This is a genomic window from Nocardia sp. NBC_01388 (assembly GCF_045040085.1).
Taxonomy (GTDB): domain Bacteria; phylum Actinomycetota; class Actinomycetes; order Mycobacteriales; family Mycobacteriaceae; genus Nocardia.
In genome coordinates this window covers 7,499,306-7,514,512 of the sequence record NZ_CP109553.1, presented here as the reverse complement: position 1 = coordinate 7,514,512, position 15,207 = coordinate 7,499,306, and the positions used below count along the sequence as shown (strand labels likewise).

The window sequence follows — 15,207 nt, the reverse complement described above, 5'->3', positions numbered from 1 at the left end:
TCTCGGCGGAAGCGCCGGGCGGGGTGGCCGATTCGACGGGCTGTGCGGAGGCGCCGGAATCGGATCCACCATGAGCCGGGGACGCGGGAGGGGCGGAAGGGTCGACGAACGACCGATCGGCATCGCGGGGGTCGGGCTGCACATCGCGGTGGTCGGGCTGCGCAGAGGAGGCGCCTGGTTCGGTGCCCCGCTTCGAATCCTCGGTCATGTTTCTCGTTTCTCCTCGAGTCTCGTAGCCAAGAGTGGCGGTGACGACTGAGAGCGGACTGAGACCGTGCTGGTTTTTTCCGGAGGCTTTCCGGAAATCAGGTCTCGGGGACCGCGAAGGGTGTGCCTTCTCCAGGCAGCACGATACGGATCAAAGCGCCGCCGCGTTCGGAAGTATCGATGCTGATGGTGCCGCCGTGCTTGGTCACCACCTGCTTCACGATGGCCAGGCCCAGGCCGGAGCCGGGCATGGAGCGCGAGGTCATTGTCCGATAGAAGCGTTCGAACACCAGCTCGCGCTCGGCCGGCGGAATACCGGGACCGGCATCGTCGACGGCCAGCTCCAGCAGTCCGCGTCCGGCCTCACGCATGGTGACCCGCACCGTGCCGCCCGCCGGACTCCATTTGGCGGCATTGTCGAGCACATTGAGGATGGCACGCTCGAGCCCCGCCTCGTGGCCGAAGACGAACCAGGGCAGCAGCTGGGCATCGAATTCGACGCCGCTGCGCCGCCGCCGCGCCCGCTCCAGTGCGCGCTCGGCCACCTCGCCGATGTCGACCTGCTCGTAGACGAGATCGGGGGCGTCCTCGCGAGCCAGGTCCACCAGATCACCCACCAGCGTGGACAATTCCTCGATCTGCGCCATCACATCCGAACGCAATTCGACCATGTCCTCATCCGGAATACGCGGTGCGCCCGGACGCGAGGAGGCGATCAACAACTCCATATTGGTGCGCAAAGACGTCAGTGGCGTCTTCAGCTCATGACCGGCATCGGCCACCAAACGCCGCTGCCGCTCACGGGATTCGGTGAGCGCGCGCAGCATGGTGTTGAAACTCTCAGTGAGCCTGGCGAGTTCATCATCACCCGTCACCGGAATGGGAGTGAGGTCATCGGTGCGAGCGACTCGTTCGGTGGCCGCGGTCAGCCTGGCGATGGGCCGCAAACCGGTGCGGCCCACCGCGGTTCCCGCGGCCGCGGCGAGCATGACCCCGCAACCGCCGACGACGAACAGCAACCACGCCAGCCGGTCCAGTACCTCCCGCGTGGGCTGTAGTCGCTGCGAAACCACCAGTGTGGAACCGGAATGCGTGCGCCGGGCCAGCACCCGCTGATTGTCGACGGTGCGCAGCGAGAAGCCGATCTCCCCGCGCGCCACCGCCAATTCCTGTTTGCCCACCGGCGGATTGGTGGTCTGCGGCGGCACATACGGGGATAGGTCCGGAAAGATCAGCGCCACACCGACATCATTCGAATACAGCCCCGCCAGCACAATCGACTGGAAACCGAGCGAATCGAAGTTGTTGTCGATCATCAGCGAAGCCCGCGCGCGCAGTTGCGAATCCACATCCGCGTACAGCGAACGCGCCACCATCGCATAGGCGGCGATGGAGGTGAATGCGACCGCGACGGCCACCACGGAGGCGGCCAGCAGCGTCACCCGCCAGCGCAGTGATACCGAACGCGTCAGCGGCATCGGCGGGCGCATATCGGGTTCCGGCGAATTGCCGAGTCCGGCGACCAGCGGCCGCCGCGGAATACTCCTGCCCACGTACCCGGCCCCTACGGCGGGGTCTCGCGCAGCACGTACCCGACACCGCGCACGGTGTGGATGAGTCGCGGCTCACCCTCGGCTTCGGTTTTGCGGCGCAGATATCCGATATAGACCTCCAGCGCATTGCCGGAGGTCGGAAAGTCGTAGCCCCACACCTCTTCGAGAATTCGACTGCGGGTCAGCACCCGGCGCGGATTGGCCATCAGCATTTCCAGCAGTGAGAACTCGGTGCGGGTCAGGCTGATCGAACGTTCGCCGCGCAGCACCTCGCGGGTGACCGGATCCAGCGACAGGTCGGCGAACTGCATGGCCTCCGACCCCTCCATCTGGTCGACGGTGGTGCGGCGCAGCAGCGCCCGCAGCCGGGCCAGCAGCTCTTCCAGGGCGAACGGCTTGGGCAGGTAGTCGTCGGCGCCGGCATCGAGTCCGGCTACCCGCTCGGAGACCGAATCCCGTGCCGTGAGTACCAGAATCGGCAGATCATCGCCGGTGCTGCGGAGCCGGCGACACACCTCGAGCCCGTCCATGCGGGGCATCATCACGTCGAGTACCAGCGCGTCGGGTCGCGAGCTGGTGGTCTTCTCGAGGGCGTCCACACCGTCGACCGCGAGGTCGACGGTGTAGCCGTTGAAGGTCAGCGAGCGACGCAGCGATTCCCGGACCGCGCGGTCGTCGTCGACTACCAGAATGCGCATGGCCTCCAGTCTGCCCACAGCGACTGAGAGGCGACTGAGAGGGCCCCTTCGACACGCCGGACAGGATCAGCCGGTGACCAGCGAGTTTCACCGGGCCTGAGGGATACGGGCTCCGCGGCCCGCTTTCGGTATTCGAAAAACGTTGCGCGCGGCTGTATTCGGAGTCATGTACAGCGAGTTGCTCGAATTGCCGATACACAGCCCGCGCGGTATGTTGCAGGCCGGAAAAGAAGACCTCTAGTTGGTTCCGCGCGGGGTTCTGCCCTACGCCGCACAACCGCATACGACCTGGGGGTCACTCGTGAAAAGCGGAGGCGACGGAAGCGGGATGGAAGCGACACCCCGGTCCTGGCAATTGAGCCTGTCCAACTGGCCCGTCACACGCAAGGTCGGCATCGTTCTGGTGCTCCCGGTGTTGCTCGCCTCGACCTTCGCGGTCTTGCGCATCAACTCAGAGCTGCAAACGATCAACAACCTGAGCGCCGGTACGGAACAGGCCGCCATAATGGGCCCAACAATCAAATTCGAGTCCGCAACACAGGAACTCGCCGTACAGACGATCGACGGCTGGGGAAACCCGGACGCTGATCCCGCCATCGACGCCGCCGCCGGAAAATTCGATCAGGCCGCCGCTGACCTCGATACGCTGCTGCGCGCCTCCAAGGTGGACGTCAGCATCGTGCAGCAGCTCGATCAGGCCATCACGATGGCCAAGACCATGCGCAACAACCGGCACAGCGGCTCCGCGCAGGCGATGGCCGATCAGTCCGAGGCGGTCTCGCAGAAGATCCAGACCGCGCTCTCGACCTCGCAGTCGGTCTCGGATCTGCGTGTGCAGCAGCTGTTCCTGCAGCAGGGCACCCTGATGACCGCGGGACGCCTGCTCACCCAGGAACGCACCATGCTGGCCACCCCGGGGCTCGGCACGAACCAGGGCCTGCGGGTCCGGCTGCTCACCTCCATCGGCGCCGAGATGACGCTGCTGCAGGTCTATCAGAGCCTGTACGCGAATTCGTCGCAGAGCGACGGCGGACTCCGGGACGCCGCGAACGTCCGCATCGGCATCCTCGCTCAGGGTGTGCCCGATCCGGCCGCGGTCCCGGCCATGAACGACGCGGTCAACACCAGTCTCAACGGCTACCACTCGGTGATGGCCGATATCGGAGTCGCGCTGGACGCCAAGCTCGCTCAGCTCAGCACCGATGCCCGCAATACGGTGCTGCGCGATACCTCCATCGTTATCGGCATGCTGCTGGCCGGTCTGGCGCTCGCCCTGGTGGTGGCGCGCTCACTGGTCGTGCCGGTCCGGCGCCTGCGCCGCGACGCGCTCCAGGTCGCGCACATCGATCTGCCGCAGGAACTCGAAGTGGTGCGCGCCGGTGGCGCCACCCCCGAGATCACGCCGGTCGACGTGCACACCACCGAGGAGATCGGGCAGCTGGCTCGCGCCGTCGACGATATCCACACCCAGGCGCTGCACCTCGCCGCCGAACAGGCCCGACTGCGATTGCAGATCGGCAATATGTTCGAGACCCTTTCCCGCCGTAGCCAATCGCTCGTCGAACAGCAGTTGACGCTGATCGAGGAGCTGGAGCGCGACGAGGACGACTCCGAGCGACTGCAGAGCCTGTTCCGCCTCGATCACCTCGCCACCCGCATGCGCCGTAACGGCGACAACCTGCTGGTGCTGGCCGGAACCGCGCTGCGCCGTGGCCATCTCACGCCGGTGCCGCTCTCCGACATGCTGTGGTCCTCGGTCTCGCAGGTGGAGGACTATCAGCGCGCCGAGATCGGCACCGTGCCCGACGGCATCGTCGCCGGTGAGCCGGCCGTCGATATCGAGCACCTGCTGGCCGAGTTGATCGACAACGCACTGCGCTACTCGCCGCCGTCCACTCCGGTGGCGGTGTCCGTGGCGCGCGCCGTGGACGGGGGCTACCTCATCGAGATCACCGACCGGGGCCTCGGCATGAATGCCGAAGACCTGCAGTCCATCAACGACCGGCTCGCCTCCGGTGGTGAGGTCAATGTCGAGACCGCCCGCCGCATGGGCCTGTTCGTCGTGGGCCGGCTCGCCAAGCGGCACAACATCACCGTGAGCCTGCGCCGCACCTCCGCCATGGTGCAGCAGCCGGGCATCACCGCCAGCGTCCACCTGCCGGGCACCCTCGTCTCGCCCGCGCCGGAACGCGGCGGCGACAGCGGCAATACCGGTCAGTTCCCGGTCACCGCGGCACTGCCCGTGGCGCCCGGCGCGGTGGCTCCGGTCTCGACGCTGCCGCAGTCTCCGGGGTCCGCACCACAGCCGGCGGTCACTCCGCCGCGGCTGATGCCGGTGCCGAACGCACCGGAGGTCGTGACCACCGGCAGGTTCGGGGTCACCAGTTCCGGCCTGCCGCAGCGCAAGACGCCCGGCGGCGATACCGGCGAACAGCCGGCCCTCACCGGGTTCGGTGCGGAGAAGCCGTATACGGACAACTTCGTCGATGCCTTCGCGGGCGCCGGCGATCCCACCGCGACCTACAGCGTGGTGGGTCCGCAGACCCAGCCGCCGGTCGACTTCTGGGGCGATACCGGACAGCACGAGGTGCAGCAACCCGAACCGGCTGCCCCCCTGAGCCCGGCCGCGCCGGTGGGCAACGGCGGCAATGGGAACGGCGGCAACGGCTATGACGCCGGCACTACCGGCGACGACGGCACGGGCAGCTACTTCCCGAACGGGTACAGCGCGTTCGGGAACGACCGCGGCAACTCGGCAGGCAGCGGTCCGGCCGGGCCGAATGCCAACGTGCCCAACGGAAACGGCCTGACCAGCGGCGATACCTACCGCGAACCGGTCGGCAGTGGCGGCAATGGCAACGGCGCCACTGAGAACGGCCTCGGAAGCAATTTCGGCAACGGCAACAGCCACGGTTTCGGCAATGCACCCGTGGCCGCCCCGCTCCCGCAGCGCGGGCAGGCTCCGCAACAGCAGCAGCCGCAACAGCAACCGCAGCCCGCGCATCGCCCGGCCGGTGACTCCGTCATGTCGGGCAGCCCGATCTATCAGCGCATGGTCTCGGAATGGCTGGTGGAACCCGCCTCCGGTGCACAGGACGACAGTGCGGAATGGTCGTCGACCTCGGATGCCGGCTGGGCCGCCGCCGCGGAAGCCGCCAATCCGACCTCCAGTTCCAAGACGCAGGGCGGGTTGCCGATCCGGCGGCCGGGGGCGCAGTTGGTGCCCGGCGCGGTGGCGCAGGAGGACGAGACCGGTGCCCGCAATCCGGATGAGATCCGTAACAGCTTGACGAGGCACCTCAGCGGCGTTCGCTCTGGACGCGCAGACTCGCAGTACACAGACGGAGGGCATGCATGACCGACTCCCAGCGCACCACCACCGATGAGAATCTGAACTGGCTGGTCACCCGCTTCACCCGCGAAGTGCCCGGTGTCTCGCATGCGGTCCTGGTTTCGGCCGACGGACTTATGCAAGCGACCAGTCCGCATCTGCCGGCCGATCGGGGCGAGCAACTCGCCGCGGTCACCGCCGGTCTGGCCAGCCTCTCGGCCGGTGCGGCACAGCTTTTCGACGGCGGCAAGGTCATGCAGTCCATCGTCGAAATGCAGCGCGGCTACCTGCTCGTCATGACCGTCGGCAACGGCTCGCACCTGGCGGTGCTGGCCAATAAGCAGCACGACATCGGCCGTATCGGCTACGAGATGGCGCTGCTGGTCGACCGGGTCGGGTCGGTGGTGCAGGCCACTGCCCGAACGGCCTGATGAGCCGCCGATGACATCTCCGAACGGGGGAGTCGGAGGCACTCGGCCCACCAGCCGTGTCCGGCCCTATGCGTTGACCTCCGGTCGCACCGAACCGGCAGTTGATCTGCCGCTCGAGGCGGTCGTCGAAACACTGTCCTACACCGCCCATTTCGACTGGCCCGCGGGTGACATCCGCACCGAGATCCTGCGGCTGGGCACGGCCCGGCTGTCGGTCGCCGAGATCGCCGCGCATCTGCAGCGACCTCTGGGAATGGTCCGGGTGGTGATCGGTGATCTCGTCGTCACCGGGACCCTCCGCGTGCATTCGACCCTGAGCGACCAGGCGACTTTCGACGAGCGCCGCTCTTTGATGGAGAGGACCCTGCATGGACTCCGCGCCCTTTGACGGCGGGAGCTACAACGGGGGTGCGCCGCAGTACCCCAACGGCGGGCCCCAGTATCCCGGTCAGCAGTTCGCGAATCCGGGTGTAGCGCAGCAGCAGTACCCGCCCCGTCCGGGCGAGGAGTTCCGGGCCGTCGCCTCCACCAAGATCGTGGTGGCGGGCGGCTTCGGCGCGGGCAAGACCACCTTCGTCGGCGCGGTCTCGGAGATCGTGCCACTGCGCACCGAGGCCATGGTGACCGCCATGTCGGACGGGGTCGACGACCTCGCCGCCACGCCGGGCAAGGAAACCACCACGGTGGCCATGGATTTCGGGCGCATCATCCTGCCCGGGAACATGGTGCTGTACCTCTTCGGCACGCCCGGCCAGCGCCGGTTCTGGTTCATGTGGGACGACCTCATCAAGGGCGCCATCGGCGCGGTGGTGCTGGTCGACACCCGTCGCATCGAGGACAGTTTCGCCGCGGTCGATTTCTTCGAAGCCAAATCGCTGCCGTTCCTCATTGCGGTGAACCGCTTTCCGAACGCGCCGCGTTTCCCGGTCGCCGAACTACGCGAGGCCCTCAGCGTGCGCGAGGGGGTGCCGATCGTCGATATCGACGCGCGGGACGCGGGCGAGGTCCGGCGGACACTGGCGGCGGTCACCGAGTACGCGATCGAACGGCTGATGAACGCACAGCGCGAAACAGCGCGCCGCGGCTAGACATTCACGTTCACAGCTGGAGATTACGCAGGTAGGCAAGGGGTTTCGGGTGATCTATTTCTCGATGGGCTACTGGGTCATCGGCTTGGCACTGATCGTGTCGGTGGCCGGTGCCTCATGTGGGCTGGCATGTATTCGCCAGTCCACCAAATCGGTCACGCTCCGATTCCGGTTGCTGTGGCTGTTCGTGGCCGCCAGTTCCATCGGCGGCGTGGGCATGGCCATGCCGGTGTTCGTATCGATGCTCGGCTTCAGTGTGAAGGGCAGTCAGGTCCGCTACGACAGCCTGCTGACCACGCTGTTCTCGGCGCTGTCGGGTTTGACGGTGTTCGCGGGTCTGGTGATCGCGGGCAAGGTCCTGAACTGGTGGCGACTGACAGCCGCCTCGCTGGTCACGGCGGGCGGACTGGGATCGGTGCACCTGCTGCTGCTTTCGGCGGTGCGCGTACAGGGCACCACCGATCGCAGCCTGGTATCGGTGATCGCGGTGTACGTGATCGCGGCCCTGCTGTCGGCGCTGCTGCTGTGGTTCAGCCTGTGGGCGAAGTCGGTGCCGGTGCTCATGGCCGGATCGCTGGCCTACGCCATTCTGGTGACCGGTATGCACTACGCCGGGCTCACCGGACTGCAGGTGCATGTGGACACGACCGCACCGCTGCCCGAGGGTGACGACCTCTTCAACTTCTTCGTGCCGTTCTTCATCATCGGCTCACTGTCGCTTGCCGTTCCGATCACGGCGATCCTCGTCGCGCCGGACCGGCGGGAAGCCCGGCAGGCGCCGCTGGGCTCCGATATCGATCTGTCGCACAGCGCTTCGCTGGCGGTCTCGTCACGAAAGAGCGGTCGCGCCAAGGTGTCCGCGCGCTGACGCCCGCGCCATCGTCCTTCGGGCCGGGTCGCCTCGTTTCCGACGAGGGACCCGGCCCGAGGCGTTCGGCGCGGTTCAGCCCTCGGGTGCGGACATCTCCCCCACCGTCACCGGTTCGAGCAGTGCGAACATCTCCCCCTGCGGCGCGGCCAGAATCGCCATGCGGCCGAACGGTCCGTCCTGGGCGGGCACGAGCACGGTGGCGCCCAGTTCCGCGGCGCGGCGCAAACCCTCGTCGAGTCCGTCGAATTGGAACCAGGTGAGCCAGTACGGCTGCTCGGGTGCGGCGCCGTCGACGGTGTCGTCATTGATGCCGGCGACCGGCTCGGTCGCACCCGGCGGCACCAGCGTCCCGTAACGCATTGCGCCGTCCCCGAATTCGGTGACGGTGAAGCCGAAGACGCTGGAGTAGAAGTCCTTTGCGGCCTCGTAGTCGCCGGTGTGCAGATCGTTCCAGACGTAGGCCCCGTGCTCGTTGTGCACGGCCGCGCCATTGTGCGCTCGCGCCTCCCACACCGCGAAGGGTGCGCCGGAGACATCGGCGGCCACGAACATGCGGCCGAATTCCATGACGTCGAAGGGCGGCACCAGTATTCGCCCGCCCGCGGCGGTGATGCGCTCCGCCGTGGCGTCGGCTTCCGCGACGGCGAAGTAGGTGGTCCATACCGAGGGCACGCCCCCTTCGGGTTTGGGCCCGACGCCGGCGATGGCCTGTCCCTCACGCAGGGCCATCAGATACCCCCCGGCATCCTCCCCCGCGCCGCGTACGTCCCAGCCGAACAGTTCCGCGTAGAACTCACCGGCCTTGGCCGGATCGTCGACCTGGCAGTCGATCCAGCACGGTGTACCCGGGGACCACGCCTCGTTGCGAACAGGCATCGGTTATCTCCGTTTCTGAAGTAATGCAAAGACATTTGTAAGTGCAAACGAAAAGGCTGACGTGACGCCGCTCACACAACCGCACCCAGTCAACCACTCCGTCTCGACAAATTCAGAGACTTCGGCCGGGTCGATGACCCCCGACTTCGGGAATGCTGCACCCGCGGCACGGCTCGCGAATTACAGTGACTGTCATGCGTTTCGGGTTGGATTACGCCGGAGGACGGCCCCCCGCGAGCGCCATCCGGGCGGCCGGTTTCGATTTCGTCATCCGCTATCTCTCCGATGGCGGACCCACGCTGCCGGGCAAGCTGCTCACCCCCGCCGAGGCCGGCGATCTCCGCGCGCACCAGGTGTCGATCGTGTCCAACTGGGAGACCACCGCCGCCCGCATGCTCGACGGATTCGGCGCGGGCGTCACCGATGCGCGCGCCGGGCTGGCCGTGGTGCTGCGCTGCGGCGGACGGCCGGATCGGCCCATCTACTTCTCCGCGGACTTCGACGCGTCACCGCAGCAGCAGGCCGCCATCAATGCCTATCTCGATGGGGCGGCCAGCGTGCTGGGGCGGGCGAATGTCGGTATCTATGGCGGGTATTGGCCGGTGAGCCGGGCCTTGGATACCGGGTCGGCGACCTGGGCGTGGCAGACGGTGGCGTGGTCGGGCAGCAATCGGGAGTCGCGCGCGCAGCTGCTGCAGACCGGGGCGCAGGTCACGGTCGCCGAGGTGCAGTGCGATGTGAACGAATCCGACGATGTGGATTTCGGCCAATGGGACTTCGAACCGGAGGAACAGGACTTGACGCCCGAACAGGACCAAATACTGCGCGATATCCAAACCCAGCTGCGCGGCCCCGGACTGGCCGGCTGGCCGCAGCTCGGCAGCGATCCGGCAGGACAGCACAATACGGTGGTGGACGGCCTGGCGGCCGCACTCGCCAAGATCGATGAACTGCGCACGGAGATCAGCGATCTGGAGGCGACGACCCACGAGCTGACCAGTGAGGTGACCCGGCTGTCCGGGAATCACTGGCCTTTCCCGCTCTCGCTCATCGAGGGACCGGCCCTGGCGGTCGCCGATCAGCTGGCTCGACTGGAACAGCTGCTGCCGGCGCTACCGCTGCCCGGATGGGGTGAAAGCCCGAAGAACGGACAAAACACCACAGCGGCCAGTCCTGTTGCCACAGTGGACAACCGAATTGGTTGATTTGTCGGAATTTCTCCGGCGAGTAATGCGGTGGAACTCCCCCAGAAGTGGCGATGAGCGGGTTCTTCTGTTGTCAGAAGAACCCGCCCTCGGCCACGAGGATACCGTCGCAACAGCACGAATTCACAACTTTGAGAAGACTTTTTCGACCCACCGCACAAAGGCAGCCCACCTGCCCTAACGCAACACGTGAGCAGATCTATGGTGGCGCAGCGACATTCCCACTATCGTCGGCTGGGTCCGAACGTGCTCTATCGAAGGAGGCTCAAGTGGCCGTCAACGTGGTACTCGACAAAGCTCTCGACAAGGCGTACGAAAACAAGACTCTCGCGGAGATCCTCGCGGCCCCGCCGTCGGCGCTGGCCGGACTCACCGAGAAGCACGATGTGCAGCTGCTCGAGGCCCTCGGTGTGAAGACCATCGCCGACCTGGCCAAGAACAAGTACTTCCAGCTCGCATCCACCCTCGCGGACCTGGCAGCCAAGGAGGGCTAGCCTCTCCACGCGGGCGCCGGGTGCACGCGCGTGCACCCGGCGCCGCGGCGGCGTCCCTGCTCGGGACCGCTCAGAGCTTGTCGAGATCGATCACTCCACGCTGCACCGCGCGCACCAGTTTGCGCGGTACGCGATGCACCACACCGGCCACCGTGACCGGAACAAGATCGGGCGGAGCGGCCTTCCATTGCGCGCGGCGACTTCTGGTATTGGAACGCGACATCCGTCGCTTCGGAACGGCCATGTCAGCTCTCCTGTCCGGCAGTCGAATTACTCGCGCCGTGTATGCGTTTGCCGTATCGGCGTTCGAACTTCTCGACGCGGCCCGCCGTATCGAGTGCTCGCTGTGAACCCGTCCAGAACGGATGGGAATCGGAAGTCACATCGACGATCATGTGCGGATAGGAATTGCCGTCCTCCCATTCCACCGACCGGTCCGAAGTCGCGGTCGAGTGGGTCAGGAAACGCTTTCCGGTACTCGCGTCCTCGAAGATCACCGGATGGTAATCGGGGTGGATTCCTGCTTTCATCGCATCACCTTTCGTTCTGACGGGAACCGCCGTCGCCGGTCGCCGGCGTGGATCGGGTTGTGTCGCAGGGTTCCTCGTGCTGTTCGCCGAACGGATCCGCCCACGCCGCGACACGATCGGGCGCGAAACGCACCTGCCGCAGCTCGTCGTCGTCCACCAGCGCCCAGTACAGGGCATGCCGGATCTCCTCGGTATCGGCCTCGTGGACCAGGATCACCAGTGAGGTGTGACGGTCGCCGAAATGCTCGTGCCAGCGCAGCGCGGCCATGAGATCACGTTCGGGGTCGACCCCGGCGCGCTCCTCGGAAGTCATGGCGGCCAGCCATTTTCCGGCGCCGCCGACGCGCATGCCGCCGCCCGCCGACTCCAGCCACACCACCTCCTCGGGCTGGGTGGCCAGCCACACTCGGCCGCGCGCGCTCACCACACCGTCCAGCAGCACATCGATGGCCGAGTGCAGGCGGTCGGGGTGAAAGGGGCGGTCGGTGTCGAATTCCACCAGTGCCACACCGCAATCCGGCTCCAACGGCGGTTGACCACGCAGCAGGGACATATGCGGATCGAAACCCGCGCCCCGGCGCGCATCCGAGGGAATTCGGTCGAGCAGTCCGAAAAGCGCATCCGCGCGCAGCATTTCGGAGGGTGCGTACCCGGCGAGCGAGGCGGGCTCGTCCAGCCACGCGATCGGCGCGCCCGGCGCCAGGCGGGCCAGCACCGCGGCCGTCCGCATGCGCTCGTCCGGATCCGCGCCGCCGTCGAAACCCAGTAGGGCATCGGCGTATTCGACCTGGCCGACGGCCAGCTGCGCCATGGTGCGATCGTCGTCGACGGTGGCATGGCCGCGCTCGGCGAGGGTTTCGTCGCCGGTGGCGTCGGCGAGCCAGTCCCGGGCGTCCAGACAGGTGAGCACGGCTTCGATGCGCACATTGCGGGCGGCCGGTCCGTCGACCCGGCCGATCACGCCGGTGACCACCACATCGCGGATGGCCTGGCAGACCGCCTCGGCCTCGAAGGCCGGATCCAGCGCAAGCACTATGCGCCGCACCGAATCCCGCTGTGCGAGCACGCACAGGTAGGGCAGCAGATCGGCGCGCAGCGTGCAGGAGACGCAGCCGTGCGCCAGCTCGAGCACGGTCACATCCTCGCGGCCGTTCAGCTGCACCGTGCGGCGCACCACGCCTTCGCGCAGTTCGGTCAGATCGTGACGGACCACGACGGTGCCGGGCTCCGCGCCCAGCCGGCGGGCCGCCTGCCGCACGCCGTCCGCGGCCCGGCCGGGGAGTCCCGCAATGACCAGCACGGGTGTGGGAGATGGCACCGGTACCCCTTTCGACAATGATTTTCATTTACCGAGGGCTCAGCGTACATTGGAATAAACCCGTTGTCGAAAACGATTGTCATCATCAGGAAGGGGCGTCCATGTCGGCCATCTGCCAGGTCACCGGTCGCAAGCCGGGGTTCGGCAAGTCCGTATCGCACTCGCACACCCGGACCAACCGGCGCTGGGACCCCAATATCCAGCGCAAGACCTACTACCTGCCCAGCGAAGGCCGCCGCATCACGCTCGCCGTCTCCGCCAAGGGCATCAAAACCATCGACCGCGACGGCCTCGAAGCGGTCGTGGCCCGGCTGCGTGCTCGCGGCCAGAAGATCTGAGGAGAGACCGATGGCATCGAAATCGACCGAACTCCGGCCGATCGTCAAACTCGTATCCACCGCCGGGACCGGGTACACCTACGTCACCCGCAAGAACCGGCGCAACAACCCGGACCGCATGACGCTGCGCAAGTACGACCCCGTCGTCCGCAAGCACGTCGAATTCCGTGAGGGCCGGTGACGTGGCCAAGAAATCGAAGATCGCCAAAAACGAAGAGCGCAAACAGATCGTGGCCCGCTACGCCGATCGGCGCGCGGAACTGAAGGAGATCATCCGCAAACCCACCAGCTCAGCGGAGGATCGGGCGGCCGCACAGGCCGCCCTCGCCCGGCAGCCACGCGATGCCAGTCCGGTACGATTGCGCAATCGGGACGCCACGGACGGTCGCCCCCGTGGTCACCTCCGGAAGTTCGGCCTCTCACGAATACGCGTACGCGAGATGGCCCACCGCGGAGAATTGCCCGGTGTACACAAATCGAGCTGGTAAGCATCCACAGATCTCGTGAGTAAGGAACCGCTGATATGGCAGTGAAGCGAGCACCGTCGAAGAAGGTCCGGGCCGAAGCGGGCCGCAAGCCCAAGAAGAACCCCCTCATCGCGGCCGGCATCGAAGTCGTCGACTACAAGGACGTGAACCTGCTCCGCACGTTCATCTCCGACCGCGGCAAGATCCGCAGCCGCCGCGTCACCGGCCTCACCCCACAGCAGCAGCGGCAGGTCGCCATCGCGGTGAAGAACGCCCGCGAAATGGCATTGCTGCCGTTCACGAGCCGGTAGGCACCGGCTCGCCCACTCTGGACGAAAACTGAAGCGCCCCAGATGCTTTCGCATCTGGGGCGCTTGCATAGCGGGAGGAGGCCAAGGCCCACATGACTTCAGGGCGCAAGACCCCGCAACGTTCGGGGGTTCGGGGGCGACGCCCCTGAGGGTTGTTTCTCCCCGGAACGGCCGAGTCCCCGAGTGCATCGCACTCGGGGACTCGGATTCAGCCGGTGTGACGCATCCGCGATTTACGGGATGGTCAGAACCTGGCCGACGTCGATGGCGTCGGGGTTGGCGATGCCGCTGGCATTGGCGATGTCCTGGAAGCGGTTGCCGTCGCCGTAGAAGCGCTCGGCAATGGCCCAGAGGGTATCGCCCGGCTCGACCGTGTAGGTCTGCGCGGCCGGCGGAGCCTCGACCGGAGCGGGAGCCGGCTCCTCGACCGCGGCGGCGACCGTCTCGGCCTCGGCCTGGATCGGGCTGTCGGTATTGGTGCCGGTCGACCAGACGCCGCTGCCGTCAGTGCCGTAGAGCACCACATTGCGGTCCGGCTGCACGACGAGGCGCTCGACGCCCTTGCCGTCGGTGCTGGTGGACCACTCGGCGCCGCCGTCTTCCTTGTACAGGACGAAGTTGCCGTCGGCCTGCAGCGTGGCGCGGGTGACACCCTTGCCGTTGGTGCCCGAGGCCCACTCGACCTTGCCGCTGGGGTCCGACAACACCAGGTTGCCATCATCTTGCAGAGTCAGGGAATAAGCGCCGCCCTTGAGCGACTGTCCGAGACCGAGTTCTTCGCCAACCTTCAATGCGTCGCCCACGGTGTGTCCTTTCCGGAAGGGGAGATCATTAGATAAGTCGATGGCGCGTAAGTGCATTCGCACATCTGATACCGAGGTTACTGGTCCGCCCCCGGTCCTCGTGGTGATTACGCGCCGAGTCCTCGGATAATTTGGCTCACTGTCGCTGGGTGTTCGCCACGCGGACATATCCGCCCCGACCGGTCGGACCGTTAGGGTGGTGGCCATGTACGGGACCTGGGGCCGCCGCGCCCTGATCGCCACCACCGCCGCCGCACTCCTGAGCGGGACCGTGGCCGCCTGCGGAGACACCGGAAATACTGCCGACCAGCCGAAAACGAGCACCGCGACCTCGGCCGTCCCCGACCCGGTGGAAGCCCCGCAGGGCCAGCCGGGCCGCCCCTTCACCGCCGATCCGACCATTGTGAACACGCACCCCCTGCAGTTCGACAGCTGGACCCGGGTCGGCGACAACAAGATCGCGGTCAACTTCACCACCGGCTCCCCCGAGTGCTACGGCGTGGACGCCACCACCACCGAGACCGACAAGACCGTCACCGTCAACCTGCGCTCGGGCACCCTCCCCGGCGCGGTCGGCCGCATGTGCACCATGATCGCCGTCTTCGGCACCCTGGAGATCCAGCTCAAAGCCCCACTGGCAGACCGGAAAGTATTGAGCGGCAAATAATTCCGTACCGGTAGCCCCG

20 protein-coding genes are annotated in these 15,207 nt (G+C 66.8%); 12 read left to right on the top strand and 8 right to left on the bottom strand.

Features of this window, described 5'->3' with window-relative positions:
- Positions 1-305: 305 nt before the first annotated feature.
- Positions 306-1,697, bottom strand: a complete 1,392-nt coding sequence (locus OG716_RS35530) for a HAMP domain-containing sensor histidine kinase (protein ID WP_355119867.1) — start codon at positions 1,695-1,697, stop codon at positions 306-308.
- A 74-nt stretch (positions 1,698-1,771) separates the two neighbouring features.
- Positions 1,772-2,458: a response regulator transcription factor gene (locus OG716_RS35525; protein WP_327142224.1), complete on the bottom strand. Its 687-nt coding sequence runs from the start codon at positions 2,456-2,458 to the stop codon at positions 1,772-1,774.
- 328 nt (positions 2,459-2,786) lie between these two features.
- On the opposite strand from OG716_RS35525, the gene OG716_RS35520 reads away from it, so the two are divergent.
- The 5 genes from OG716_RS35520 to OG716_RS35500 are packed head-to-tail and all read left to right on the top strand — an operon-like array spanning position 2,787 to position 8,176.
- The gene (locus OG716_RS35520; protein WP_405134685.1) at positions 2,787-5,816 is read left to right on the top strand and encodes a sensor histidine kinase; all 3,030 of its coding nucleotides are present in this window, start codon (positions 2,787-2,789) and stop codon (positions 5,814-5,816) included.
- Positions 5,813-6,220, top strand: coding sequence for a roadblock/LC7 domain-containing protein (locus tag OG716_RS35515; RefSeq protein ID WP_297613417.1), 408 nt, complete (start codon positions 5,813-5,815; stop codon positions 6,218-6,220). The genes OG716_RS35520 and OG716_RS35515 overlap by 4 nt, the downstream gene beginning before the upstream one ends.
- A gap of 10 nt (positions 6,221-6,230) precedes the next feature.
- Positions 6,231-6,608: a DUF742 domain-containing protein gene (locus OG716_RS35510; RefSeq protein WP_405134684.1), complete on the top strand. Its 378-nt coding sequence runs from the start codon at positions 6,231-6,233 to the stop codon at positions 6,606-6,608.
- Positions 6,589-7,308, top strand: a complete 720-nt coding sequence (locus tag OG716_RS35505) for an ATP/GTP-binding protein (RefSeq protein WP_355119630.1) — start codon at positions 6,589-6,591, stop codon at positions 7,306-7,308. The genes OG716_RS35510 and OG716_RS35505 overlap by 20 nt, the downstream gene beginning before the upstream one ends.
- A 49-nt stretch (positions 7,309-7,357) precedes the next feature.
- Entirely contained in the window at positions 7,358-8,176 is an 819-nt protein-coding gene (locus OG716_RS35500; RefSeq protein ID WP_405134683.1) for a hypothetical protein, read from the top strand.
- Between the two features lie 75 nt (positions 8,177-8,251).
- Here the strand turns inward: OG716_RS35500 and OG716_RS35495 are convergent, their stop codons facing one another.
- Both OG716_RS35495 and OG716_RS35490 read right to left on the bottom strand, forming a co-directional pair.
- Positions 8,252-9,055, bottom strand: coding sequence for a VOC family protein (locus OG716_RS35495; RefSeq protein ID WP_405134682.1), 804 nt, complete (start codon positions 9,053-9,055; stop codon positions 8,252-8,254).
- A 3-nt stretch (positions 9,056-9,058) separates the two neighbouring features.
- Positions 9,059-9,130 (bottom strand): hypothetical protein, encoded by a 72-nt coding sequence (locus OG716_RS35490; RefSeq protein ID WP_405140131.1) that lies wholly within the window; start codon positions 9,128-9,130, stop codon positions 9,059-9,061.
- A 119-nt stretch (positions 9,131-9,249) separates the two neighbouring features.
- On the opposite strand from OG716_RS35490, the gene OG716_RS35485 reads away from it, so the two are divergent.
- Both OG716_RS35485 and OG716_RS35480 read left to right on the top strand, forming a co-directional pair.
- Positions 9,250-10,260 (top strand): DUF1906 domain-containing protein, encoded by a 1,011-nt coding sequence (locus OG716_RS35485; RefSeq protein WP_405134681.1) that lies wholly within the window; start codon positions 9,250-9,252, stop codon positions 10,258-10,260.
- Between the two features lie 269 nt (positions 10,261-10,529).
- The gene (locus OG716_RS35480; RefSeq protein ID WP_327142231.1) at positions 10,530-10,754 is read left to right on the top strand and encodes a hypothetical protein; all 225 of its coding nucleotides are present in this window, start codon (positions 10,530-10,532) and stop codon (positions 10,752-10,754) included.
- Between the two features lie 70 nt (positions 10,755-10,824).
- On the opposite strand, the gene rpmF is transcribed toward OG716_RS35480, so the two are convergent.
- Genes rpmF through mrf form a run of 3 tightly spaced genes read right to left on the bottom strand, consistent with a single transcriptional unit; the run spans position 10,825 to position 12,602 of the window.
- On the bottom strand, positions 10,825-10,998 hold the full coding sequence (gene rpmF / locus OG716_RS35475; RefSeq protein WP_405134680.1) for a 50S ribosomal protein L32: 174 nt from the start codon (positions 10,996-10,998) through the stop codon (positions 10,825-10,827).
- Position 10,999: 1 nt separating this feature from the next.
- Positions 11,000-11,284 carry a type B 50S ribosomal protein L31 gene (locus OG716_RS35470; protein ID WP_405134679.1) on the bottom strand — a complete coding sequence of 95 codons (285 nt, stop codon included), beginning with the start codon at positions 11,282-11,284 and terminating at the stop codon, positions 11,000-11,002.
- 4 nt (positions 11,285-11,288) lie between these two features.
- The gene (gene mrf, locus OG716_RS35465; protein ID WP_405134678.1) at positions 11,289-12,602 is read right to left on the bottom strand and encodes a ribosome hibernation factor-recruiting GTPase MRF; all 1,314 of its coding nucleotides are present in this window, start codon (positions 12,600-12,602) and stop codon (positions 11,289-11,291) included.
- Positions 12,603-12,703: 101 nt separating this feature from the next.
- On the opposite strand from mrf, the gene rpmB reads away from it, so the two are divergent.
- From rpmB to rpsR, 4 genes are read left to right on the top strand one after another with little or no spacing between them, the layout of a single operon-like run.
- Entirely contained in the window at positions 12,704-12,940 is a 237-nt protein-coding gene (gene rpmB, locus OG716_RS35460) for a 50S ribosomal protein L28 (protein WP_405134677.1), read from the top strand.
- Positions 12,941-12,950: 10 nt separating this feature from the next.
- Positions 12,951-13,121: a 50S ribosomal protein L33 gene (gene rpmG, locus OG716_RS35455; protein ID WP_297613398.1), complete on the top strand. Its 171-nt coding sequence runs from the start codon at positions 12,951-12,953 to the stop codon at positions 13,119-13,121.
- Between the two features lies 1 nt (position 13,122).
- On the top strand, positions 13,123-13,428 hold the full coding sequence (rpsN, locus tag OG716_RS35450) for a 30S ribosomal protein S14 (RefSeq protein WP_405134676.1): 306 nt from the start codon (positions 13,123-13,125) through the stop codon (positions 13,426-13,428).
- 35 nt (positions 13,429-13,463) lie between these two features.
- Complete coding sequence (gene rpsR / locus OG716_RS35445; RefSeq protein WP_327142236.1) at positions 13,464-13,718, top strand: 30S ribosomal protein S18; 255 nt, start codon at positions 13,464-13,466, stop codon at positions 13,716-13,718.
- A gap of 233 nt (positions 13,719-13,951) precedes the next feature.
- Here rpsR and OG716_RS35440 read toward each other — a convergent pair whose 3' ends face one another.
- Positions 13,952-14,521 carry a LysM peptidoglycan-binding domain-containing protein gene (locus OG716_RS35440; protein ID WP_405134675.1) on the bottom strand — a complete coding sequence of 190 codons (570 nt, stop codon included), beginning with the start codon at positions 14,519-14,521 and terminating at the stop codon, positions 13,952-13,954.
- Between the two features lie 205 nt (positions 14,522-14,726).
- Between OG716_RS35440 and OG716_RS35435 the strand changes: the two genes are divergently transcribed.
- Positions 14,727-15,188 carry a hypothetical protein gene (locus OG716_RS35435; RefSeq protein WP_405134674.1) on the top strand — a complete coding sequence of 154 codons (462 nt, stop codon included), beginning with the start codon at positions 14,727-14,729 and terminating at the stop codon, positions 15,186-15,188.
- The last annotated feature ends 19 nt before the right edge of the window (positions 15,189-15,207 follow it).

Excerpts from the sequence above, each read along its gene's own strand:
- OG716_RS35520 (WP_405134685.1), top strand. The coding sequence starts at position 2,787 with ATGGAAGCGACACCCCGGTCCTGGCAATTGAGCCTGTCCAACTGGCCC.
- rpmF (WP_405134680.1), bottom strand. The coding sequence starts at position 10,998 with ATGGCCGTTCCGAAGCGACGGATGTCGCGTTCCAATACCAGAAGTCGC.
- rpmB (WP_405134677.1), top strand. The coding sequence starts at position 12,704 with ATGTCGGCCATCTGCCAGGTCACCGGTCGCAAGCCGGGGTTCGGCAAG.
- OG716_RS35495 (WP_405134682.1), bottom strand. The coding sequence starts at position 9,055 with ATGCCTGTTCGCAACGAGGCGTGGTCCCCGGGTACACCGTGCTGGATC.
- rpmG (WP_297613398.1), top strand. The coding sequence starts at position 12,951 with ATGGCATCGAAATCGACCGAACTCCGGCCGATCGTCAAACTCGTATCC.
- OG716_RS35530 (WP_355119867.1), bottom strand. The coding sequence starts at position 1,697 with ATGCGCCCGCCGATGCCGCTGACGCGTTCGGTATCACTGCGCTGGCGG.
- OG716_RS35485 (WP_405134681.1), top strand. The coding sequence starts at position 9,250 with ATGCGTTTCGGGTTGGATTACGCCGGAGGACGGCCCCCCGCGAGCGCC.
- OG716_RS35525 (WP_327142224.1), bottom strand. The coding sequence starts at position 2,458 with ATGCGCATTCTGGTAGTCGACGACGACCGCGCGGTCCGGGAATCGCTG.
- OG716_RS35515 (WP_297613417.1), top strand. The coding sequence starts at position 5,813 with ATGACCGACTCCCAGCGCACCACCACCGATGAGAATCTGAACTGGCTG.
- OG716_RS35510 (WP_405134684.1), top strand. The coding sequence starts at position 6,231 with ATGACATCTCCGAACGGGGGAGTCGGAGGCACTCGGCCCACCAGCCGT.
- rpsR (WP_327142236.1), top strand. The coding sequence starts at position 13,464 with ATGGCAGTGAAGCGAGCACCGTCGAAGAAGGTCCGGGCCGAAGCGGGC.
- OG716_RS35435 (WP_405134674.1), top strand. The coding sequence starts at position 14,727 with ATGTACGGGACCTGGGGCCGCCGCGCCCTGATCGCCACCACCGCCGCC.
- OG716_RS35470 (WP_405134679.1), bottom strand. The coding sequence starts at position 11,284 with ATGAAAGCAGGAATCCACCCCGATTACCATCCGGTGATCTTCGAGGAC.
- OG716_RS35505 (WP_355119630.1), top strand. The coding sequence starts at position 6,589 with ATGGACTCCGCGCCCTTTGACGGCGGGAGCTACAACGGGGGTGCGCCG.